Origin of the sequence: Streptomyces sp. NPDC002795 (assembly GCF_042888725.1) — a bacterium.
GTDB lineage: Bacteria > Actinomycetota > Actinomycetes > Streptomycetales > Streptomycetaceae > Streptomyces.
Genome location: NZ_JBIAQB010000013.1, coordinates 223,788 through 244,589 on the forward strand (window position 1 = coordinate 223,788; position 20,802 = coordinate 244,589).

Annotated in this window: 26 protein-coding genes and 1 pseudogene; 13 read left to right on the plus strand and 14 right to left on the minus strand. The window is 70.4% G+C overall.

From position 1 onward, the window contains the following. The first annotated feature begins 9 nt into the window (after window positions 1–9). The 6 genes from ACFYWS_RS33685 (at window position 10) to ACFYWS_RS33710 (ending at window position 6,174) form a co-directional block, all read left to right on the plus strand. Window positions 10–318 carry a DUF2469 domain-containing protein gene (locus tag ACFYWS_RS33685; protein ID WP_055510545.1) on the plus strand — a complete coding sequence of 103 codons (309 nt, stop codon included), beginning with the start codon at window positions 10–12 and terminating at the stop codon, window positions 316–318. Window positions 319–412: 94 nt separating this feature from the next. Continuing rightward, the gene (locus ACFYWS_RS33690; RefSeq protein ID WP_389282746.1) at window positions 413–790 is read left to right on the plus strand and encodes a YraN family protein; all 378 of its coding nucleotides are present in this window, start codon (window positions 413–415) and stop codon (window positions 788–790) included. Beyond that, complete coding sequence (locus tag ACFYWS_RS33695) at window positions 790–2,409, plus strand: YifB family Mg chelatase-like AAA ATPase (protein WP_389282748.1); 1,620 nt, start codon at window positions 790–792, stop codon at window positions 2,407–2,409. Before ACFYWS_RS33690 ends, ACFYWS_RS33695 begins: the two co-directional genes overlap by 1 nt. A 697-nt stretch (window positions 2,410–3,106) precedes the next feature. After that, window positions 3,107–4,273: a DNA-processing protein DprA gene (dprA, locus tag ACFYWS_RS33700; protein WP_389282750.1), complete on the plus strand. Its 1,167-nt coding sequence runs from the start codon at window positions 3,107–3,109 to the stop codon at window positions 4,271–4,273. A 350-nt stretch (window positions 4,274–4,623) separates the two neighbouring features. Next, entirely contained in the window at window positions 4,624–5,466 is an 843-nt protein-coding gene (gene whiG / locus ACFYWS_RS33705) for an RNA polymerase sigma factor WhiG (protein WP_389282752.1), read from the plus strand. Window positions 5,467–5,616: 150 nt separating this feature from the next. Beyond that, window positions 5,617–6,174 carry a TetR/AcrR family transcriptional regulator gene (locus tag ACFYWS_RS33710; RefSeq protein WP_389282800.1) on the plus strand — a complete coding sequence of 186 codons (558 nt, stop codon included), beginning with the start codon at window positions 5,617–5,619 and terminating at the stop codon, window positions 6,172–6,174. Here ACFYWS_RS33710 and ACFYWS_RS33715 read toward each other — a convergent pair. Then, a pseudogene (locus ACFYWS_RS33715) lies at window positions 6,135–6,221 on the minus strand (hypothetical protein); the annotation flags it as partial. The gene ACFYWS_RS33710 and the pseudogene ACFYWS_RS33715 overlap by 40 nt on opposite strands. Further along, on the minus strand, window positions 6,184–6,765 hold the full coding sequence (locus ACFYWS_RS33720; protein WP_389282753.1) for a M23 family metallopeptidase: 582 nt from the start codon (window positions 6,763–6,765) through the stop codon (window positions 6,184–6,186). The gene ACFYWS_RS33720 and the pseudogene ACFYWS_RS33715, both read right to left, overlap by 38 nt. A gap of 288 nt (window positions 6,766–7,053) precedes the next feature. Here ACFYWS_RS33720 and rpsB point away from each other — a divergent pair, with 288 nt between their 5' ends. The 6 genes from rpsB (at window position 7,054) to ACFYWS_RS33750 (ending at window position 12,646) form a co-directional block, all read left to right on the plus strand. Next, window positions 7,054–7,989, plus strand: coding sequence for a 30S ribosomal protein S2 (gene rpsB / locus ACFYWS_RS33725; RefSeq protein WP_389282755.1), 936 nt, complete (start codon window positions 7,054–7,056; stop codon window positions 7,987–7,989). Between the two features lie 121 nt (window positions 7,990–8,110). Then, complete coding sequence (gene tsf, locus ACFYWS_RS33730) at window positions 8,111–8,947, plus strand: translation elongation factor Ts (RefSeq protein WP_389282757.1); 837 nt, start codon at window positions 8,111–8,113, stop codon at window positions 8,945–8,947. 171 nt (window positions 8,948–9,118) lie between these two features. After that, on the plus strand, window positions 9,119–9,889 hold the full coding sequence (gene pyrH, locus ACFYWS_RS33735; RefSeq protein WP_389282759.1) for a UMP kinase: 771 nt from the start codon (window positions 9,119–9,121) through the stop codon (window positions 9,887–9,889). Between the two features lie 155 nt (window positions 9,890–10,044). Then, complete coding sequence (gene frr / locus ACFYWS_RS33740; RefSeq protein ID WP_389282761.1) at window positions 10,045–10,602, plus strand: ribosome recycling factor; 558 nt, start codon at window positions 10,045–10,047, stop codon at window positions 10,600–10,602. A gap of 32 nt (window positions 10,603–10,634) precedes the next feature. After that, window positions 10,635–11,840: a phosphatidate cytidylyltransferase gene (locus tag ACFYWS_RS33745; RefSeq protein WP_389282763.1), complete on the plus strand. Its 1,206-nt coding sequence runs from the start codon at window positions 10,635–10,637 to the stop codon at window positions 11,838–11,840. 149 nt (window positions 11,841–11,989) lie between these two features. Further along, on the plus strand, window positions 11,990–12,646 hold the full coding sequence (locus ACFYWS_RS33750; RefSeq protein WP_389282765.1) for a YceI family protein: 657 nt from the start codon (window positions 11,990–11,992) through the stop codon (window positions 12,644–12,646). 138 nt (window positions 12,647–12,784) lie between these two features. Here ACFYWS_RS33750 and ACFYWS_RS33755 read toward each other — a convergent pair whose 3' ends face one another. From ACFYWS_RS33755 to ACFYWS_RS33810, 12 genes are all read right to left on the minus strand, one after another. Next, window positions 12,785–14,047 carry a tyrosine-type recombinase/integrase gene (locus ACFYWS_RS33755; protein ID WP_389282766.1) on the minus strand — a complete coding sequence of 421 codons (1,263 nt, stop codon included), beginning with the start codon at window positions 14,045–14,047 and terminating at the stop codon, window positions 12,785–12,787. Beyond that, window positions 14,047–14,241 carry a helix-turn-helix transcriptional regulator gene (locus tag ACFYWS_RS33760; protein ID WP_389282768.1) on the minus strand — a complete coding sequence of 65 codons (195 nt, stop codon included), beginning with the start codon at window positions 14,239–14,241 and terminating at the stop codon, window positions 14,047–14,049. The genes ACFYWS_RS33755 and ACFYWS_RS33760 overlap by 1 nt, the downstream gene beginning before the upstream one ends. Window positions 14,242–14,243: 2 nt before the next feature. Next, complete coding sequence (gene repSA, locus ACFYWS_RS33765; RefSeq protein WP_389282770.1) at window positions 14,244–15,617, minus strand: replication initiator protein RepSA; 1,374 nt, start codon at window positions 15,615–15,617, stop codon at window positions 14,244–14,246. Beyond that, window positions 15,610–15,801 (minus strand): hypothetical protein, encoded by a 192-nt coding sequence (locus ACFYWS_RS33770; RefSeq protein WP_389282771.1) that lies wholly within the window; start codon window positions 15,799–15,801, stop codon window positions 15,610–15,612. The genes repSA and ACFYWS_RS33770 overlap by 8 nt, the downstream gene beginning before the upstream one ends. A gap of 87 nt (window positions 15,802–15,888) precedes the next feature. Next, window positions 15,889–16,203, minus strand: coding sequence for a SpdD-like protein (locus ACFYWS_RS33775; RefSeq protein WP_389282773.1), 315 nt, complete (start codon window positions 16,201–16,203; stop codon window positions 15,889–15,891). A gap of 26 nt (window positions 16,204–16,229) precedes the next feature. Beyond that, window positions 16,230–16,385, minus strand: a complete 156-nt coding sequence (locus tag ACFYWS_RS33780) for a hypothetical protein (protein ID WP_328633431.1) — start codon at window positions 16,383–16,385, stop codon at window positions 16,230–16,232. Window positions 16,386–16,395: 10 nt separating this feature from the next. Beyond that, entirely contained in the window at window positions 16,396–16,587 is a 192-nt protein-coding gene (locus ACFYWS_RS33785; protein WP_266714668.1) for a mobile element transfer protein, read from the minus strand. An 18-nt stretch (window positions 16,588–16,605) separates the two neighbouring features. Further along, window positions 16,606–17,298 carry a DUF2637 domain-containing protein gene (locus tag ACFYWS_RS33790; RefSeq protein WP_389282775.1) on the minus strand — a complete coding sequence of 231 codons (693 nt, stop codon included), beginning with the start codon at window positions 17,296–17,298 and terminating at the stop codon, window positions 16,606–16,608. A 3-nt stretch (window positions 17,299–17,301) separates the two neighbouring features. Further along, window positions 17,302–17,487 carry a hypothetical protein gene (locus tag ACFYWS_RS33795; RefSeq protein ID WP_389282776.1) on the minus strand — a complete coding sequence of 62 codons (186 nt, stop codon included), beginning with the start codon at window positions 17,485–17,487 and terminating at the stop codon, window positions 17,302–17,304. A 78-nt stretch (window positions 17,488–17,565) separates the two neighbouring features. After that, on the minus strand, window positions 17,566–18,930 hold the full coding sequence (locus tag ACFYWS_RS33800) for an FtsK/SpoIIIE domain-containing protein (protein WP_389282778.1): 1,365 nt from the start codon (window positions 18,928–18,930) through the stop codon (window positions 17,566–17,568). Window positions 18,931–18,932: 2 nt separating this feature from the next. Beyond that, window positions 18,933–19,289 (minus strand): hypothetical protein, encoded by a 357-nt coding sequence (locus ACFYWS_RS33805; protein WP_389282780.1) that lies wholly within the window; start codon window positions 19,287–19,289, stop codon window positions 18,933–18,935. Window positions 19,290–19,428: 139 nt separating this feature from the next. Then, window positions 19,429–20,208: a GntR family transcriptional regulator gene (locus tag ACFYWS_RS33810; protein ID WP_389282782.1), complete on the minus strand. Its 780-nt coding sequence runs from the start codon at window positions 20,206–20,208 to the stop codon at window positions 19,429–19,431. 18 nt (window positions 20,209–20,226) lie between these two features. Here ACFYWS_RS33810 and ACFYWS_RS33815 point away from each other — a divergent pair, with 18 nt between their 5' ends. After that, entirely contained in the window at window positions 20,227–20,694 is a 468-nt protein-coding gene (locus ACFYWS_RS33815; RefSeq protein ID WP_389282783.1) for an NUDIX hydrolase, read from the plus strand. The last annotated feature ends 108 nt before the right edge of the window (window positions 20,695–20,802 follow it).

A 20,802-nucleotide genomic window follows, 5' to 3' on the forward strand; every position in this document is an offset into this window, starting at 1 on the left:
GAACATGCCATGAGCGCCGAGGACCTCGAGAAGTACGAGACCGAGATGGAGCTGAAGCTCTACCGGGAGTACCGCGACGTCGTCGGTCTGTTCAAATATGTGATCGAGACCGAGCGGCGCTTCTACCTCACCAATGACTACGAGATGCAGGTGCACTCGGTCCAGGGCGAGGTGTTTTTCGAGGTGTCGATGGCGGATGCCTGGGTCTGGGACATGTACAGGCCCGCTCGTTTCGTGAAGCAGGTCCGGGTACTCACGTTCAAGGACGTGAATATCGAGGAGCTCAACAAGAGCGACTTGGAGCTTCCGAGCAGCTGACGGGTGACGGGGTTTTCCACAACCCGTAAGTAGTTCACCAAGATCCACTTCTTTTTCGCCCGGGCGTCAGCGTGGGCGTCGGAGGTGGTGCGACGTGAACGCACGGGGAGCACTGGGAAAGTACGGCGAGGATCTGGCCGCGAGGCGGCTGACCGAGGCCGGGATGACGGTGCTCGCGCGCAACTGGCGCGCGGGCAGGTCCGGCGAGATCGACATCGTGGCGCGCGACGGCGACGCGATCGTCGTGTGCGAGGTCAAGACCCGCAGCGGACAGAGCGGCGAGGCCGGGGCCTTCGAGCACCCGATGGCCGCGATCACGCCGGTCAAGGCGGCGCGGCTGCGCGATCTCGCCGAGCGTTGGGTGCAGGAGCACGGGGGAGCGCCGCCCGGCGGCGTCCGCATCGATCTCGTCGGTGTGCTGCTGCCCGAGCGCGGAGCGCCCTGCGTCGAGCATGTGCGAGGGGTGTCCTGATGGGCTTCGCGCGTACGTGTTCCGTGGCCCTCGTGGGAGTCGAGGGCGTCGTCGTCGAGGTGCAGGCGGACCTGGAGCCGGGCATCGCGGCGTTCACGCTGGTGGGGCTGCCGGACAAGAGCCTGGTGGAGAGCCGCGACCGGGTCAGGGCGGCGGTGGTCAACTCCGGGGGCGACTGGCCGCAGAAGAAGCTCACGGTGGGGCTGAGCCCGGCGTCCGTGCCCAAGGGAGGCTCGGGCTTCGATCTCGCCGTCGCCTGCGCCGTGCTCGGCGCAGCCGAACGGATCGATCCGAAGATCCTCGCCGACATCGTGATGATCGGTGAGCTGGGCCTGGACGGGCGGGTGCGCCCGGTGCGGGGCGTGCTCCCGGCCGTGCTCGCGGCGGCCGACGCCGGTTACGAGCAGGTGGTGGTCCCCGAGGGCACGGCGGGGGAGGCGGCCCTCGTGCCGGGCGTATCGGTCCTCGGCGTGCGCAGCCTGCGTCAGCTCATCGCCGTGCTCACGGACGAGCCGGTGCCGCAGGAGGAGGTGGACGAGTCGGGGCGGCCCGATTCGCTGCTCGCCGGCCTGAGCATGCCCGGCAGCGGGGTCGGCACGGGCCTCGGCGGCTCCGCCCACGACGGGCAGGGGCTCGATCTCGCGGAGGTCGTCGGACAGTTGTCCGCCCGAACGGCGATCGAGGTCGCGGCGGCGGGCGGACACCACGTGATGCTGTCGGGGCCACCGGGCGCCGGCAAGACGATGCTGGCCGAGCGGCTGCCCGCCATCCTGCCGCCCCTCACGCGCGAGGAGGCCCTGGAGGTCACGGCGATCCACTCGGTCGCGGGAATGCTGCCGCCCGGCAAGTCGATGATCGACACCGCGCCGTACTGCGCACCGCACCACTCGGCGACCATGCAGTCCCTCGTCGGGGGCGGGCCAGGGGTGGCCCGGCCGGGAGCGGTGTCGCTGTCGCACCGGGGCGTCCTGTTTCTCGATGAGGCCCCCGAGTTCAGCGGGCAGGCGCTCGACGCCCTGCGCCAGCCCTTGGAGGCGGGCCATGTGACGATCGCGCGCAGCGCCGGGGTGGTGCGGCTGCCCGCGCGGTTCCTGATGGCGCTCGCCGCGAACCCCTGCCCCTGCGGGCAGTACCGGGCACTGGGCGGCGAGTGCGACTGTCCGCCGGCCACGGTCCGCCGCTACCAGGCGAGGCTCTCGGGGCCGCTGCTCGACCGGGTCGACCTCCGGGTGGAGGTGGACGCCGTCACACGCAAAGAGCTGTCGGGGTACGGGCAGCGGGGCGAGAGCACCAAGGTCGTCGCGGACCGGGTGCGGGGGGCCAGGGAGCGGGCCGCGGCCCGGTTCGCGGACACCCCGTGGCGGACCAACAGCGAGGTGCCCGGCCACGCCCTGCGTACCCGCTGGCCCGCCGCGCCCGGCGCCCTCGATGAGGCGGAGCTCGACCTGGAGCGCGGCTTTCTCACCGCGCGCGGGCTCGACCGGGTGCTGCGGGTGGCCTGGACCGTGGCCGACCTCGCGGGGCGGGACCGCCCGTTCGCCCAGGACGTGGCACTCGCGCTGCAACTGCGGACCGGGATCGCGCGCGGGGTGCCGATGACGATCGGGGCGGGTTCGTGACCGGGGGCCGGGGTGTGACCGGGGCCGTGGCTGTGGCTGTGGCTGTGGCCGGGCGCGGGTGCGGGTGCGGGTGTGGGTGCGGGGGCTTGGAGGCGGGGCGGCTCGCGCCGGGCGTGGGGTGGGGGTCGGGTGGGGTTGGCCGGCCTGTGTGGGGTGTGGGGTTGGGGTCGGGCTTGGTCGGCCGGCCTGTGTGGGGTGTGGGGTTGGGGTCGGGCTTGGTCGGCCGGCCTGTGTGGGGTGTGGGGTCGGGGTCGGGCTTGGTCGGTCGGCCCGTGTGGGGCGTGGGCTTGTGGTCGGGTGGGGTTGGCCCGTCTGTGTGGGGTGTGAGCTCGGGGTCGGGCTCGGTCGGTCGGCGTGTGTGGGGTGTGGGCTCGGGGTCGGGCTCGGTCGGTCGGCCCGCGTGGGGCGTGGGCTTGTGGTCGGGTGGGGTTGGCCCGTCTGTGTGGGGTGTGAGCTCAGGGTCGGGCTCGGTCGGTCGGCCTGTGTGGGGCGTGGGCTCAGGGTCGGGCCCGGTCGGCTGGCCTGTGTGGGCCGTGGGCTCAGGGACGGGCTCGGTTGGTCGGCCCGCGTGGGGCGTGGTGCCGGGGCGGGAAGTGGTCGGGCCAGGTGGGGTGTGCGGGGCGGCCGTGGTGGCCGTGTCATCGGTCCGGGCCGGGGCCCCGTGTGGGGAGTCGGTGTTGAGGGAGGGAGGGGCGTGATGGGCGTGGAAGGTGGCGACGGTGTGCGGCTCGCGAGGGTGCGGCTCACGCGGATCGTGGAGCCGGGCTGGGAGGTGGCCGGGCAGTGGCTGCGCGAGTTCGGGGCCGTGGAGACGGTGCGGCGCATCGAGGCGGGCGGGACGGAGGAGCCGCTGCCCGGGGTGCGTGCCGAACGATGGGCGGGGCTTGTCGCGCGGGCCGCGGACGCGCCGCCCGCCGAGCAGGACCTGGCGCGGGCTGCGACGGCCGGGGCGCGGTTCGTGTGTCCGGGGGACGCCGAGTGGCCGGGACAGTTGGACGACCTGGGGGACGGGCGACCGGTGGGGCTCTGGGTGCGGGGTGGGCCCAGCCTGCGGATGTGGGCGCTGCGCTCGGTGGCCGTGGTGGGCGCGCGGGCCTGCACGGACTACGGGGTGCGGATGGGCGCGAGCCTCGGGGCCGGGCTGGCGGAGCGGGGCTGGGTCGTCGTCTCTGGCGGGGCCTACGGGGTCGACGCCGCCGCGCACCGTGGGGCTCTCGGGGCGACCGGGGCGACGGTGGCCGTGCTCGCCTGCGGCATCGACCGGATCTATCCGCGGGGGCATGCCCAGTTGATCGACCGGGTCGCGGAACAGGGACTCGTGATCGGGGAGTTGCCGCCCGGGGACCATCCGACGCCCAGCCGGTTCATCCTCCGGAACCGGGTGATCGCGGCGCTCACCAGAGGAACGGTCGTGGTGGAGGCGGCCTATCGCAGCGGAGCGCTGGGCACGGTCCGTTGGGCACAGCGCCTCGGGCGGCACGCGATGGGTGTTCCGGGGCCCGTGACCAGCAGCGTCTCCGCGGGCGTGCACGAACTGCTGCGCAAGGAGGCGGTGCTCGTGACCGACGCGGCGGAAGTCGTGGAGCTGGTCGGGGAGATGGGCGAGCTCGCGCCCGAGCGCCGAGGTCCTGTGCTGCCCCGCGATCTGCTGCCTGCCGGTGCGGCGCGGGTGCTCGCCGCGCTTCCCGCACACGGAGTGTGCAGCGTCGCCGAGGTCGGCCGCGGGGCGGGGACGAGCCAGGACGAGACGATCGGGAGGTTGTACGAACTGCGCTCTTTGGGGTTCGTCGAACGACACGGCGAGGGTTGGCAGTTGACACGCCAGGCGATCGAATCGGTCTTTCCCGGAGGGCAGCTGTTCTGACGCGGTGTGTTGAGCCGTCCGGATGACCCCCCGATGGCCTTGGCAATTCCGGCAGTTGGCGCCCCGAGGCGATCGGCCGGGGCGACGGAACCGTCCACGCGAGTCGACGAAGGGAACGTATCTGCGCAACGGCGATCTCCCACCCTTCGCACACTGCGACGCTCCAGTCACGCTACGCTCACCAGGATCCGGGTTCGTCCCCTCCATCCGGAATCAGGTGGGTAGCTCGGTACCAGTCATCACCAGACGGGCAACACGGCATCTTCACAGGCAGAGCGATCACAGCGACCAGTACGTCAAGCACCCTCGGTTTCCTGGGGACGCAGCAGCAGAACGGCACAAGGCGGCGCATGCCACAACACACCTCAGGGTCCGACCGGGCGGCGGCACCCCCCGCCGCGCGGGGCTCCAGCGTGCGGCCTCCGGCTCCCTCCTCCCTCGAGGAGCTGTGGAGGTCGTACAAGGCGACGGGCGACGAGCGGCTGCGGGAGCAGCTGATCCTGCACTACTCGCCGCTGGTGAAATACGTGGCGGGCCGGGTCAGCGTGGGGTTGCCGCCCAATGTGGAGCAGGCGGACTTCGTCTCGTCCGGGGTCTTCGGGCTCATCGACGCGATCGAGAAGTTCGACATCGAGCGGGAGATCAAGTTCGAGACGTACGCGATCACCCGGATCCGCGGCGCGATGATCGACGAACTGCGCGCGCTCGACTGGATTCCCCGCTCCGTGCGGCAGAAGGCGCGCAACGTGGAGCGCGCCTACGCCACCCTTGAGGCCCAGCTGCGGCGCACTCCTTCGGAGAGCGAGGTGGCCGCCGAGATGGGGGTCGCGCTCGAGGAACTGCACGCGGTTTTCAGTCAGTTGTCGCTGGCGAACGTGGTGGCTCTGGAGGAGCTGCTGCACGTCGGGGGCGAGGGCGGTGGTGACCGGCTCAGTGTCCTGGACACGCTCGAGGACCACGCCGCCGACAATCCGGTGGAGGTCGCGGAGGACCGGGAGCTGCGGCGGTTCCTGGCGCGGGCGATCAACACGCTGCCGGAGCGCGAGAAGACCGTCGTCACGCTCTACTACTACGAAGGCCTGACGCTGGCCGAGATCGGCAATGTGCTCGGGGTCACGGAGAGCCGGGTCAGCCAGATCCATACGAAGTCCGTGCTCCAGCTGCGGGCGAAGCTGGCCAGTTTCGGGCGGTGAGGGACGCGGTCCGGCGGCCCGGCGAATCGTGCCTGCCGTGTGCGTACCGTGTGCCTGCCTCCGGTCGGAGGGGCATTGAAGGCCGACCGGCTCCCGTCGCGGGCCGCATCTTCGTAAAGTGGAGACGTGCCTAGGATTCGAGCGGCCTCCGTGGCCGAGCACCGATCGATGCAGCGCGGCGCCCTTCTGGACGCGGCGCGTTCCCTGCTGTCCGAGGGCGGGACGGACGCGCTGACGTTTCCCGCGCTCGCGGAGCGGACGGGGCTCGCGCGCTCGTCCGTCTATGAATACTTCAAGTCGCGCGCGGCCGTGGTCGAGGAGTTGTGCGAGGTCGACTTTCCCGTGTGGGCCGCGGAGGTCGAGGCCGGGATGGCGCGGGCCGATACGCCCGAGGGCAAGGTCGAGGCGTATGTGCGGGAGCAGTTGGCGCTGGTGGGGGACCGGCGGCACCGGGCGGTCGTCGCCATCTCCGCGAGCGAGTTGGACGCCGGGGCGCGGGAGAAGATCCGGGCCGCGCACGGCGGCCTCGTCGCGATGATCGTCGAGGCGCTCCAGCAGATGGGGCATGCGCAGCCCCGGCTCGCCGCGATGCTGGTTCAGGGCGTGGTGGACGCGGCTGTGCGCAGGATCGAGCTGGGCGCCGCGGAGGAGCCCGGCGTGATCGTGGACGCGGCCGTGGGCATGGCGCTGCGGGGCGTCCGCGGCTGAGCCGGGCGCTCATCCGAAGAGCGCGCCCGACCATGCGCCCGACCATCCCCCTGGCCGCTCCGACTCCCACTCCCACCCCCACACCGGCAGCAGCCTCGAAGGCCCTCCGCGCATCAGCGACGGGTCCAGGAGCGTCAGCGGGTTCAGGTACGTGTCACCCCGAAGAAGGCCCCAGTGCAGGCACGACGGGGCGGCGCGCGGGCAGTGGCCCGTGGGGAGTTGGAGGGTGCCCACCACCTCGCCGGCCTTGACGTCCTCGCCCTTGCGGACCGTCGGCGTCACCGGTTCGTACGTCGTGCGCAGAGGCGGGTCGCCGGTGTCGGGGAGTTGCAGGGACACGACGCCTCTGCCCGCGATCTCGCCCGCGAAGAAGACCCGGCCGTCGGTCACCGCGCGTACCGGGGCATCGATGGGGGCCGCCAGATCGACACCGCGGTGGCCGGGGCCGTAGGGCGTCGCTGGAGGTGCCCAGGCGCGGACCACCGTGGGGCGCTCGCCCACCGGCCACAGGCGTGCGTCCCCCGCCCGCGCCGAGGACGGGAAGGCCAGCAGCACGAGCAGCACGACCGTCACTGTGAGTAGTTTTCGCATGGCGGTCAGGTTCCACCGCGGCGCCGTTCCGCGGGGATCATGGCCGGGAAACGTGGACTACCGAGCGGTTGTGGACAGCGGCGTCACCCGGTACCTCGCGGGTCCCGTACACTTCATGTGGCGATCCGGCCCACCGGATCGACTTCGCACGCCCCGACACCGGCCTTCACTGGTTTTGTGTCAGTGGCCTATCGGTCCCGTACGACCGCCTCGACAAGAGCGCGAGCGTACGCGGCAGGCACACGCAGTGGGCGTCAGGAAACAACCGAGAACACAAGGAGTACGGCCATGGCCGTCGTCACGATGCGGGAGCTGCTGGAAAGCGGCGTCCACTTCGGTCACCAGACCCGTCGTTGGAACCCGAAGATGAAGCGCTTCATCTTCACGGAGCGCAACGGCATCTACATCATCGACCTTCTCCAGTCGCTGTCGTACATCGACCGCGCCTACGAGTTCGTCAAGGAGACCGTCGCCCACGGCGGCACGGTCATGTTCGTCGGCACGAAGAAGCAGGCGCAGGAAGCGATCGCCGAGCAGGCGACCCGCGTCGGCATGCCCTACGTGAACCAGCGCTGGCTGGGCGGCATGCTCACCAACTTCTCGACCGTCTACAAGCGTCTGCAGCGCCTCAAGGAGCTCGAGCAGATCGACTTCGAGGACGTCGCCGCGTCCGGTCTCACCAAGAAGGAGCTTCTCGTGCTCTCGCGCGAGAAGGCCAAGCTGGAGAAGACCCTCGGCGGTATCCGCGAGATGTCCAAGGTTCCCAGCGCCGTCTGGATCGTGGACACCAAGAAGGAGCACATCGCTGTCGGCGAGGCCCGGAAGCTCAACATTCCGGTCGTCGCGATCCTCGACACGAACTGTGACCCCGACGAGGTCGACTACAAGATCCCCGGCAACGACGACGCGATCCGCTCCGTCACGCTGCTCACCCGCGTGATCGCCGACGCCGTCGCCGAGGGCCTCATCGCCCGCTCCGGCGTCGCCACGGGCGACCAGAAGCCGGGCGAGAAGGCCGCCGGCGAGCCGCTCGCCGAGTGGGAGCGCGACCTGCTCGAGGGCGAGAAGAAGGCCGACGACAAGGCCGAGGCGAAGCCCGCCGAGGCCGACGCCAAGGCCGAGGAGAAGGCTGAGGAGGCCCCGGCCGCCGAGGCTGCCGCTCCCGCCGAGGCCCCGGTCGAGACCCCCGTCGAGGCCCCGGCCGCGGACGCCGAGCAGGCCTGACCCGCACGGGATTCGGTTTCATGAGGTGACGGCGGGGGTCGATAGCGGCCCCCGCCTTCACCCGTAACCGTCACCTTCGTTCTCACACTGCTTCAGACTTCGTAGAGAGAAAACCAGGATCATGGCGAACTACACCGCCGCTGACGTCAAGAAGCTCCGCGAGCTCACCGGCGCCGGCATGATGGACTGCAAGAAGGCGCTCGACGAGGCCGACGGCAGCGTCGACAAGGCCGTCGAGGCCCTGCGCATCAAGGGCCAGAAGGGCGTCGCCAAGCGCGAGGGCCGTTCCGCCGAGAACGGCGCGGTCGTCTCCCTCATCGCCGACGACAACACCTCCGGTGTCATCGTCGAGCTGAAGTGCGAGACGGACTTCGTCGCCAAGAACCCGAAGTTCCAGGCCGTCGCCGACCAGCTGGTCGCCCACGTCGCCAAGACGTCCCCCGCCGACATCGAGGCGCTGCTCGCCTCCGAGATCGAGGCCGGCAAGACCGTCCAGGCGTTCGTCGACGAGGCCAACGCCAACCTCGGCGAGAAGATCGTCCTCGACCGCTTCGCGCAGTTCTCGGGCGCGTACGTCTCTGCCTACATGCACCGCACCATGCCCGACCTGCCCCCGCAGATCGGTGTTCTGGTCGAGCTGGACAAGGCCGACGCCGAGCTGGCCAAGGGCATCGCGCAGCACATCGCCGCCTTCGCGCCGAAGTACCTCACCCGTGAGGACGTTCCGGCCGAGATCGTCGAGTCCGAGCGTCGCGTCGCCGAGGAGACCACGCGCGCCGAGGGCAAGCCGGAGGCCGCGCTCCCGAAGATCGTCGAGGGTCGCGTCAACGGCTTCTTCAAGGAGGCCACGCTGCTCGGTCAGCCGTACGCCCTCGACAACAAGAAGTCCGTCGAGAAGGTCCTCCAGGAGGCCGGTGTCACCCTGAAGCGCTTCGCGCGCATCAAGGTCGGCATCTGAGTCCGTACCGCGCCAGACGCGAGACCCCGCTAGGGTCGACAGCAGTCGTCCGGGAACGCGCCGGACGACCGCAGTTGTGACGAGGAGGCCATTGCCGCGCATGGGATGCGAACCACCCCACCGGCAATGGTCTTCTTCGTATGTGTGCCAAGTAAAAGAGGCGAGAATCCCATGACCACCACCCAGGCCGGCAACGGCGACAAGAGCGACGAAGGCAAAGGCGCGGGGCGCTTTCTGCTGAAGCTTTCCGGCGAGGCGTTCGCCGGGGGCGGGGGTCTGGGCGTCGACCCCGACGTGGTGCACGCCATTGCCCGTGAGATCGCGGCCGTCGTACGCGACGGCTGGCAGCTCGCCGTCGTCATCGGCGGCGGCAACTTCTTCCGCGGCGCCGAGCTGCAGCAGCGCGGCATGGACCGCGCCCGCAGCGACTACATGGGCATGCTCGGCACGGTCATGAACTGCCTGGCCCTCCAGGACTTCCTGGAGAAGGAGGGCATCGACTGCCGCGTGCAGACCGCCATCACCATGGGGCAGGTCGCCGAGCCGTACATCCCGCTGCGCGCCGTACGTCACCTGGAGAAGGGCCGCGTCGTCATCTTCGGCGCCGGCATGGGCATGCCGTACTTCTCCACCGACACCACCGCCGCGCAGCGCGCCCTGGAGATCGACGCCCAGGCGCTGCTCATGGGCAAGAACGGTGTCGACGGCGTCTACGACTCGGACCCGAAGACCAACCCCGGGGCCGTGAAGTTCGACGGGCTCAGCTACAGCGAGGTCATCACCCGCGACCTGAAGGTCGCCGACATGACCGCGATCACCCTGTGCCGCGACAACAAGCTGCCGATCCTCGTCTTCGAGCTCATCACGTCGGGCAATATCGCCCGTGCCGTCAAGGGTGAGAAGATCGGGACCCTCGTGGGCGAACAGGGCACCCGCGCCTGACACCCTTTCATCCCCCTGGAACCCTGTGTCCTCGAAGGTTCCCGAGGGATGGACAATGTCCTGCCGGTCGGACACCGTGCAGGAAAGACACACGACGCAGCCGACCGCGCCCCCGTGCCCGGCCGGGCCTCACTCAAGACACGCAGGAGCAAGTGGTGATCGAAGAGACCCTCCTCGAGGCCGAGGAAAAGATGGAGAAGGCCGTCGTCGTGGCCAAGGAGGACTTCGCCGCGATCCGTACTGGTCGTGCGCATCCGGCGATGTTCAACAAGATCGTGGCCGACTACTACGGCGCCCTTACGCCGATCAACCAGCTGGCCTCCTTCTCGGTGCCCGAGCCGCGGATGGCCGTGGTGACCCCGTTCGACAAGAGCGCGCTGCGCAACATCGAGCAGGCGATCCGCGACTCCGACCTTGGCGTCAACCCGAGCAATGACGGCAGCATCATTCGTGTGACGTTCCCCGAGCTGACCGAGGAGCGCCGCCGCGACTACATCAAGGTCGCCAAGAGCAAGGCGGAGGACAGCAAGGTCTCCATCCGCTCGGTCCGTCGCAAGGCCAAGGACGCCATCGACAAGGCGATCAAGGACGGCGACGTCGGCGAGGACGAGGGCCGTCGTGCCGAGAAGGAACTCGACGACACCACCACCAAGTACGTGGCCCAGGTGGACGAGCTGCTCAAGCACAAGGAAGCCGAGCTGCTCGAAGTCTGAAGCAGCGCGGAAGATCGAGGTTCGAGGAATCCGTGAACGACTCTTCCTGGAGTGCGCCGACCGGGCCCGGACACTGGGGCCCGACCGACGGCCAAGGGTCCGCCCCTGGTCAGGGGCCCGCGTACGGGCCGGTGCCGGCGTACGGCCAAGAGCCGTCGTACAACCAAGGACCGTCGTACGACCACGGGCGCGCTCCGGCGGGTCCCGCGTACGAACGGCACGCGGTCGATGAGACTCGGCCCATGCCCATCGTGCCCGATATGCCCGATACGCCTTCTGGAGACGGAAGGGGTGACGGTCAGGACGACCGGGGGACCGCGCGGCTGAGTGGTCCCTTGTTCCGCGACGAGGCACCGCACCGGCCGGAGCCGGCCGAGCGGCCCGCGGAGCCTTCGGGGTCCACGCGGTCCCAACCGCCCAAGAAGAAGAGCGCGGGCCGGGACCTCGGGGCGGCCATAGGTGTCGGCGTCGGGCTCGGCGCGCTGGTCATCGCCTCGCTCTTCATCGTCAAGGCCGTGTTCGTCGGCGTCGTAGCGGTCGCCGTCGTCGTCGGCCTGTGGGAGCTGACCTCGCGGCTCGAGGAGCGCAAGGGCATCAGGGCGCCGCTCGTGCCGCTCGCGGTCGGCGGCGCCGCCATGGTGGTGGCCGGCTACGTACGGGGCGCAGAGGGCGCCTGGGTGGCGATGGCGCTGACCGCGCTCGCGGTCCTCGTGTGGCGGATGACCGAGCCGCCCGAGGGGTACCTGAAGGACGTCACGGCGGGGGTCTTCGCGGCCTTCTACGTGCCGTTCCTCGCGACCTTCGTGGCGATGATGCTCACCGCGGACGACGGGGCGTGGCGCGTGCTCACGTTCCTCATCCTCACGGTCGTCAGCGACACCGGGGCGTACGCGGTCGGCTGGCGCTTCGGCAAGCACAAGCTCGCGCCGCGCATCAGCCCCGGCAAGACCCGCGAGGGACTGCTGGGCGCCATCGCGTTCGCCATGGTGGCGGGCGTGCTGTGCATGCAGTTCCTGGTGGACGACGGCACGTGGTGGCAGGGCCTCGTCATGGGCGCCCTCGTCGCGGCCAGCGCGACCCTCGGTGACCTCGGCGAGTCCATGATCAAGCGAGACCTCGGGATCAAGGACATGGGGACGCTGCTGCCGGGCCACGGCGGGATCATGGACCGGCTCGACTCCCTGCTGCCGACGGCCCCCGTCGTATGGCTGCTCCTGGTGCTGTTCGTCGGTTCCTGAAACGCACGCGTGAGAGCCCCCGTCCGTAACCGGACGGGGGCTCTTCGTATATGTGCCGACGAGACTTGTGAAGACCTCTTCGCGAAGGTGGTCGGGTTCGTTGAGGGGGGCTTGCGTGTGTTGTTGACGCTCAAGTAACAACGGGCCTCATGAACATCTTCGGCCGCAGCTTCACATCCCGACGCACCGAGGGATCCGGTGCTCCGGGAGCCGCCGGCACGGCAGTACTGCCCGATCCGTTCGGTCCCGACCCCTCCATGACGGCCCTCACCGGCACGTGGATGGTCGATCCCGCGCACAGCAGGATCGGGTTCTCCGTTCGGCACGCCATGGTGACGACCGTGCGCGGCTCCTTCTCGGAGTACCAGAGCCGCCTCTACTTCGACGGCGACGATCCCTCCCGCTCCTCCGCCGAGCTCGTCCTCGCCACGGCGAGCGTCGACACCGGTGTCGAGCAACGGGACGCCCACGTGATGGGCCGTGACTTCCTGAACGCCTCCCAGTACCCGCGGATGACCTTCAAGAGCACGGCCGTGGAACTGGCGGGCAATGATGTCTACCGGATGCACGGCGACCTCACCATCAAGGACGTCGCCCGCCCTGTCGTCCTCGAACTCACCTACATCGGCTTCGTCACGGACGCCTTCGGCGACGAACGCGTCGGCTTCGACGGCACCACCACCATCAACCGCACCGACTGGGGCCTCACGTACCAGGCCCGCCTGGCCCAGGGCGGCAACATGGTCAGCGAAAAGGTCCGCCTCCAGTTCGACATCGCGGCGATCCGCACCCCGTCGGGCCCCTGACATCGCGGGGGCGCGGGTCACCCTCGTAGATCTGCGACACTGGTATCGCTATGCCTAAGCCCGGAGAACTAGCGGTGACCCGGCATCAAAAAGGCCCCCGAACTGCGCGTTTGGCGCGGATCAGGGGCCTGTTTTGGCTTACTGGGCCGTGTCTGGGCCGTCTGGCTCAGGAGGCGGCGGCAGGAACATCCGGTCCACGGCGTTCCGAGTGCGCTCCTGGCTCGACGGCATCAGGTGCGCGTACACGCGGAGCGTCAGCGCCGGGTCGGTGTGACCGAGGTACTGGCTCACGGCCTTGATGCTCTCCCCGGCGTCGAGGAGGACGGACGCGTAGAAGTGCCTGAGCGCGTGCATGCCGTGCTCGCGGGCCGATACGTACCTCCCGTCGGGTCCGGCGTCTGGGATGAGCCCAGCGAGCGCCAGAGCGGGCTTCCAGACCTGGGCGTTGAAGTTGCTGCGCCACACGATGCCGTTCGCGGCGTTCGTGAACAGGAGACGGGCCGTCACCTTCGGGCCGTCCGGCTTCCGCCACGGCAGCGTGATCTCAACCGGCTTGAAGGCGTCCATGTGGAGGCGCAGCGCCTCAGCGACGTACGACGGCAGCGGGACGTCACGCTCCTTGCCGCACTTCGGCGGGGCGAACACGGCCTTGCCTCGGATCAGCTTCACCTGGCGGACCACGCGGAGGATGCCGCCCTCGAAGTCGACGGCGTCCTCGGCGAGACCGATGATCTCTCCCTGCCGGAGCCCGCATCCGGCACCCGTGTCGACCATGGTCCGGTAGCGATGGGGGAGGGCCTGACGGACCGCCTGAACCTGTGTGGGCAGCCACGGGACGACACGGCGGCGCTCGGCAGTCGGCGGGCGCACGGACTTCGCAGAGCACGGGTTCCGGGACAGGAGGCCGTCGTCCACGGCCGCGCTCAGGACGGCACGAACGTCACCGTAGATGTTGCGGGCGTAGGCACCGCTCACGGCCGGGTTCGCCTCCAGGGCGCTCGTGAGCTGGCGGATGTGCTCGGGGCGGAACGAGTCCAGCGGGCGCGTGCCGACGACCGGGAACGCGTGCAGGCGTAGCCGCTGCTCGGTGACGATCTGGCTGGACACGTCGGAGGTGTGAGCCTTGAGCCACTTCTCGGCGTACTTCTGGAAGGTGATCCGGGCGGCCCGAGGGTCGATGTAGTTGCCGCGCGACATGTCCGACGCAATGTCGGTCAGCCACTGCTCGGCGAGCCGCTTCTGACGGTCTGGGAAGCTCTTGGACTTCTCGGTGCCGTCCGGGCCGATGTAGCGGGCGCGGTAGCGGAGGCCGAGGCCGTGGCGGTCGCTCTTGACCTTGACGGGCTTGCCGTTCGGGCCGGGCTCGACCTTGTACCAGCGGTCTTGGATGTGTCCGGCCATCAGGCAGCCACCGCCATCTGCGACTCGACCCAGGCGCGTACGTCGGCGGGGTCGAAGCGGAGGTGCCGGCCGACGCGGAAGCCCTTCGGTCCGGTGCGCTTGCGGCGCCATTGGTAGACGGTCTCGACCGGGACGCCGAGGAGGTCGGCGACGTCGACCGGGGTCAGGTAGCGCTCGGGCAAGGCGTGCTGCATGGTCACCACTCCTTCTCGTCTGCCAGGTCGGCCAGGGCTTCGCGGGCTGTCTCGCGGTTGAGTTGGAGGCCGCGGGCGATGGTGGCGGCCAGGGCGGATTCGCCGGGGGTGTGGCCGTGGCCCGCGTACTGCCAGTCGGCCAGGACGAGGACGGTGTCGGGCTCGTAGTCGGGGTTGCCGAGGGCTTCGCGTTCCTGGGCGGCGCGGAAGTCGGCGCGGGCTTGGCGGAGTTCGCCGAGGGTGGTCGAGTAGCGGCGGGACTTTGAGGAGAAGTGGCCTCGGAAGCCGAGCATGTGAGCCCAGGCCCAGAGGCGGCGGTCCGGGTAGAGCGGGTCGAGGTGCTTGCAGGCCTCGATCAGGCGGCGGGTGTGGTCGGGGACCTGGTGGCGGTCGAGTTCGGAGAGTTCGCCGATGCGGCGGTCGAGGGTGCCGGTGTTCTCGGCGGCCTTGGTGGCGTACTTGGCGACGTAGGAGGCGACGGCCTGTTCGGTGATGTCGGAGCCGTCGCCGAAGGCCTTGACCGGGCGGACGTCGAGCTGCGTGCCCCAGCGGAAGGTGCGGGCCGGTTCGTCCTCGGCGGCTGGCACCGACACGGACGTGTAGCTGTGGCTGGCGGCGGCCTGGATCGCATCGGCGAGGAGCGTGACCGTCGCCCAGGACGGCGGCGGGGTCTCCGGGCCTTCTGGGCCGTCGATGCGGATCACCGCGTGGAAGTGCAGGGCGCCGCGCTTCTGGAACTCGGCGACCTTGCCGTACGAGAGGCGGGCGGACTCCTTGAGTTCGCGCTGGGTGACTCCGGCGCGGGCGGCGATCTCGCGGCGCAGGCGGGTCGTGAAGCGCATCCACAGGTCGCCCGCGTGGTTGTTGAAGAGGACGGCGGCGGCGTAGTCGTACGTCGTCGGGTCCAGGGCCGTGCCGAGGGCCGGGTCGTCGGAGGCGTGGCGGGTGCCGCAGCGGCAGGTGCCGGAGTCGGGGCGGTTGTGGACCGGGCCGAAGGACGGGGCCGTGAGTGTGGCGAAGACGCGGGGGTGGTCGCGGACCGTGGAGGGGATGTCGCGGCGGTCGTCTCCGGCCAGGCCCGCGCGGATGAGGTGGTAGGTGTCGCCCGCGTACGTGAAGGCGCAGGACGGGCAGCGGGAGGCGCGGCGGTTGCCGCAGGCGAGGCGGAGTCGGCCGCCCGGTTCGGTCTCGGTGGAGTAGTGGTGCAGGGTCTCGCCGGTGGTCTTGTCCTTGGTGAGGGTCCAGCCGGTGAGGTGGATGGGGTCGGAGCAGCCGCCGGTGCGCTGGATCTGGTCCTGCCAGCGGTCGAAGTCGGAGGCCGAAGCCACCCTCAGCAGGTCGCCGAGGGTGGTCGGGTCGAGGAGCGTGTCAGGCACGGGCGCCCTCCCGCGCGATGCGGGTGCGGAGGACGACGAAGCCGGTGTCGTCGCAGGCCGGGCAATCGGCAGTGATGGTGCGCAGGTGGCCGTTCCGGTCGCGGCCGCCGAGGGTGATGGCGACGGAGGCGAAGCCGTCGCAGGCGGCGCAGATCCGGGACAGGCGGCGGGTGCGGTGCGTCATGCTGGGGGTTCCTTCCGGTTCTTGGATCGGTTGGGGACGGCTCCCGGGCGGTGGAGACTTGGCGGTTTCAGGCCGCCCGGGGGCCGGTCAGCGGCGCTTGTGCTCGGAGTTCATGAGCGAGCGGATGACGAGTGCGGTGATGGCGGTCGATCCGGCGGTGATGGCGACGGCCAGGAGCAGCGAGACCAGGACGGTGCCGAGGACCAGGACGACGCCCGTGCCGCCGACGACGAGGGTGATCAGGGCGCCGGGCGTGAGCTGGATCGTGGGGCGGGTCGAGACCGGAGGCTGGGTCGCCACCGGGGCGGGCTGAGACTGCGTGATCGAGGTCGGCTCGACGACGGCGGGCGGGATGACCTGGCCGGTCGGGACGGGCATGGACGGGACCTTGGGGCGCAGCATCGGGACGTACTCCCTTCCGTGGGCGGTTACTTGACGGCGGTGTCGATGACCGGTGCGAGGACGCTGTCGGCGAGGAGGTAGCCGCCCAGGAGCAGGAGGGCGACGAGCCACCAGGGCGGGCGCATGAGCTTGATGCCGACCAGGCCGACGCAGGCGACGAAGAACCAGAGCGGGACGTCCATGGCGGTCTCCTCAGCGCACGCGGCAGCGGTGGGTGCGGGCGGCGAGCTGGGCGGCGGACTGGCTGGAGTAGTCCGAGGACCAGCCGCAGCGGTCGGCAGTGCAGACGGCGGCGTGCTTGGTGCGGCCGTGCCGGTCGCGGTGGGTTCCGACCTGGACCGGGCCGATCTGCATCACCGAGTGGAAGTGGTCGCGGGCGGGCATGGTGGTTCTCCTTTCGGGTCAGGTGAGTTGGGCGGCGATGGCGTCGGCCAGCTGGGGCGGGACGCCGAGGCGGGAGCGCAGGGTGTCGGGGTCGATGGCGGTGCCGGTGTTCGCCTGGTGGGCGTCGGCGACCTTGCGGGCGTGGGCGACGAGGGCGGCCGGGACGGCGGGGGCCGGTTCGGCGGGCGGCGGGGCCGCGGGCTCGGTGGCGGCCGTGGGCGCCGAGGCTTCCTCGACGGCCGGAGGCTCTACGGGCTCCGGGATCGGGGGCGTCGGTCGCTCGATTTCCGGCTCGGGCTCGGGTGCCGGCCGAACGGTTTCCCGCTCGACTTCGGCGGGCGCGGCCGTGGCCGTGTGGGCCAGGAGCGTGCCACCGAGGAAGGCGATCGCGGGCCATCCGGCGACTCCGATCCGGAGCCAGGCGGGCGGGTGGTCGACGTCCAGGAGCCCGGCGGTGGCGACGTTGGCGCCGAGCGAGGCGAACAGCGCGACGGCGAACCAGGACCAGGCGAGCCGGGAACGGCGGTCGCTGCGAAGCCGACGCCAGGCCGCGACCAGGAGCAGGTCGACGCTGACCGGGTAGGCCCAGGCCTTCCAGCCGTCTTGCCCGGCAGCGGCGGCCAGGTCGTGGAGGTGGGCGAAGGAGAGGGCTCCGGCGATGACGGCCTGGACGAGGACGGCGTCCGGGCGAAGCGTGGTGCGGGCCGTCACCGGTCAGCCCTCCGAGGCGTCGTCACTGCCGTCGTACGGCATGGGCGGCAGGACTCCGATCGGCAGGGACAGGGCGAGTGCGGGGGCGATGACCTCGACGAACGCGGGGTCGGTCTCGTAGCGGCGCTCGTACAGGTCGAGTGCGCCGAGGAGGGCGGCGGTGCGGGCGAAGTCCTCGTTGGCGTCCATGGGGGGCCTCCTGTTTTGGGCATGGGCGGGGTAGGGACGTGGCGCGGGGCGGTCGCGCCGACCGTGGAGCGGAGGGAGTCAGGCCGTGACCGTGGCGGCCTTGGTGAGCGACACGGAGGACCGGGCGGGCGCGGGCACGGCGGGCCGGAAGGCGGCGAGCGCGGGCAGGTCCGGCGTGCGGTCGGCGTGGGCGTTGCAGAGGTTCACGGCGGCGCGAAGCGAGGTGTGCGGGGCGCGGATGCGGGCCCAGCCGCCGGTCGAGTCACCGGCGACGGCGATGCCGGGGGTGTCGGGCGAGATCTGGATGGCGGCGAGTACGGCGTCCGGGGAGATGTCGCCGAAGGCCATGTTGGCGCTGGTCTCGTCGTTGACGCGGTGGGCGGTACGGCCGGTGAGCTGGGCGCGGAGCATCGTGATGCCCTTGCCGAGTTCGGAGCCGAAGCGCTGACCGCAGATCTCCAGGTAGATCCCGGCGGCGCGGCCGAGCTGGGCGAGGCGGACGAGCGCGGTGACGATGCGGTCGCGGCGCTTCTCCTCGTCCTTGGTGGCGTACAGGGCGAGTTCGGCGACCTCGTCGACCAGGACGACGACCGGGGTCGGGCGCAGGTCGGCGGGCAGATCCCAGATGTCGGCGGCGATCTCCGCGTCCGGGATACCGACGCTGATGCGCTGTTCGGCGCGGATGAGCTGGTAGACCTCCTGCATGTGGTCGACGAGCGCGTCGAGGAGTTCGAGCGCGGTGTCCGGGTCGTCGGCGAGCGCGGAGAATCGGCGGGCGAGCGGGAAGAGCTCCACGCCCTGCTTGCAGTCGATGCCGACCAGGGCAACGTCGAGCGGGGCCAGGCCGCACACGAGGTTGCGCTGGTAGACGGACTTGCCGGACTCGGTGGCGCCGAGGGTGAGGCCGTGCGGAACGGCCCGGTAGTCGCGGTAGTGGACCGAGCCGTCCTCGCGCAGTGCGACCGGGACACGTAGCGGCGACGAACCGGCGGCACTGCTGGCGGCAGGCATCTGCACCCGCTTGAGCACGTCGTAGCCGGTCATCCGCAGCTCGACGACACCGGCGCGCAGTTCACGGGAGGTGACGCCGTGCATCCCGAAGGAGTGGCGCAGCCGGTCCGTGGCGGCGGAGAAGTCGAAGGCGTCCTGTCCGGGGCGGAGCTTGAGGCGCAGGACGAGGCCGGTCCGGGTGGGCCGAAGCCGCAGGATGCGCGGCGAACGGGACTCGGGAAGCGGCCGGTTGGCCAGTCGGGCGAGTGCGAGGCGCCAGCGCGACGGCGGGACCGTGAGCCCGCAGGCCTCCATCACGGAGGCGTAGCGGACCAGAAGCCGCAGCGACGCGAGCACGGCGCCGAAGCAGACCCAGTACCAGGCGGGGCGCCGCCACCGCAGAAGACCTGCGACGGCGGCCACCACCACGAGCACGACGATGAACTCGCCCATGATCAGGCCGCCTTGGCCTTGGCCGCAGAGGCGGCGAGCGAGGTGACGGCGACGGCGCGGAAGGCGATGCCGTGCCGCTTCTGCCCGTTGAACTCGTTCTCCCACGGCCGGGCGATCAGACCGGTGAGCGCGACGGGCGTACCCATCGTCAGCTCCTCGGAGACGCCGGTCTCGGGGACGGTGACGGACAGGATCTCCACCTGGTCGTTGGCCGCGAACATCACGTCCACGGTCATCAGCTTGCCGCCGGTCTCGACGTCCAGGGCGACCTCACCGGTCTTGCGGTCCTTGACCTTGACCTGAGGTGTCTTGGCGACCATGACGGTGGCGGCGGAGGTGTCGACGGGGATCTGACGCACAGCGGATCACTCCTATATAGAGGCTGGACTCCGTCACTTATGTACATGAGTGACATGAAGAAGAGTGCAACACTCCTATACATGAGTCAACCCGCCGCGACGAGAAAGTCACGACGGGCTGCGGATCAGTGAGGGTGCGTCAGTCGGCGGCGGGGATCCGGTACTCGAAAACGAACTGGTCAGCGGCCATGAGGGTGTCGCACACCTCGACCACGCGACCCTCGGTCGTACGAGCCTCACGAATCAGATGGATCACCGGGGCGCCGGGGCTCAGCGCCAGTTCGGACGCCTCCGCCTTGGAGGCCGGACGTGCTTGCAGCGTCTCGACGAACTCCGCGAACTCGTGCCCGTGGTCTTCGAGTCGGGCGTAGATGCCACCGCCGCCGGGGTTCTCGGCGAACAGCTCGGGGATGTCCTTCACGACGTCCCACGGGAGGTACGAGGAAGCCGTCTCGACCGGGGTGCCGTTGCGGAAGTAGAGCCGTCGGCGGGCGAGGACCTGGGTGCCGGCCGGAACGCCGAGACGTTCGGCAGCATCCTCCGGGGCCTCCATGGGGCCGATGTAGAGCACGCTGACTTTCGCCGTGGCGCCGGACTGTGCGGACTCGGCGAGGTAGGCGGCCTTGCCGCCCTGGCGGTGCGAACGCCGGAAGCGATCCGAGGAGCGATGCCGCACCGGCGGCCGGTCCTTCACCATCGAGCCCTTGCCGTGCCGGGTCTCCACGAGCCCACTGGCCCGGACCTCGACCATGGCCTTGCGGATCGTGCCGCCCGAAACGCCGTAGCGCTCGACCAGCTCCGACTCACTCGGCACCAGCTCACCCGGCTTGAGGACCCCAGCCCTGATCTGCTGAACCAGATCCTCAGCGATCCGCACGTACTGAGGGACGGACCTCCCCTCTCCCACTGCAGTTCCCATAGTCCTTTTCTTCCTCCTATGCTCCTGTACATGAGTAACAGCGCCAAGGAAGGCCAGTCAACGCCACTGCACTCCGTGTCCGTAGCCGGAGTGGTGGTCCGCGATGACGGCCGACTGCTGGCCATCCGCCGAGCGGACAACGGCACGTGGGAGCTCCCCGGCGGCGTACTCGAGTTGGAGGAGTCCCCGGAGGCAGGCGTACGGCGCGAGGTCTGGGAAGAGACCGGCATCCACGTCGAGGTGGACGAGCTGACCGGCGTCTACAAGAACACCACCCGAGGCATCGTTGCGCTGGTCTTCCGCTGCAAGCCCGCGGGCGGCGAGGAGCGCACGTCGGACGAGTCCACGGCCGTGGAGTGGCTGACGCCCGACGAGGTGTCGCAGTACATGGCCGAGGTCTACGCGATCCGACTCCTGGACGCCCTCGACGGGGCAGGCCCGCATGTCCGAAGCCATGACGGCAAGCGGCTGACGCCAGCGCGATAGAACTTTCCCTACTTCATCAAGACCGGCTGCGCTCCGCTCCGCCGGGCGCGCTTCCCGGCTCCGCTGCCCTTCGCGCTCATGCCTTCGGCCCGCGCTACGGGCGCTGCG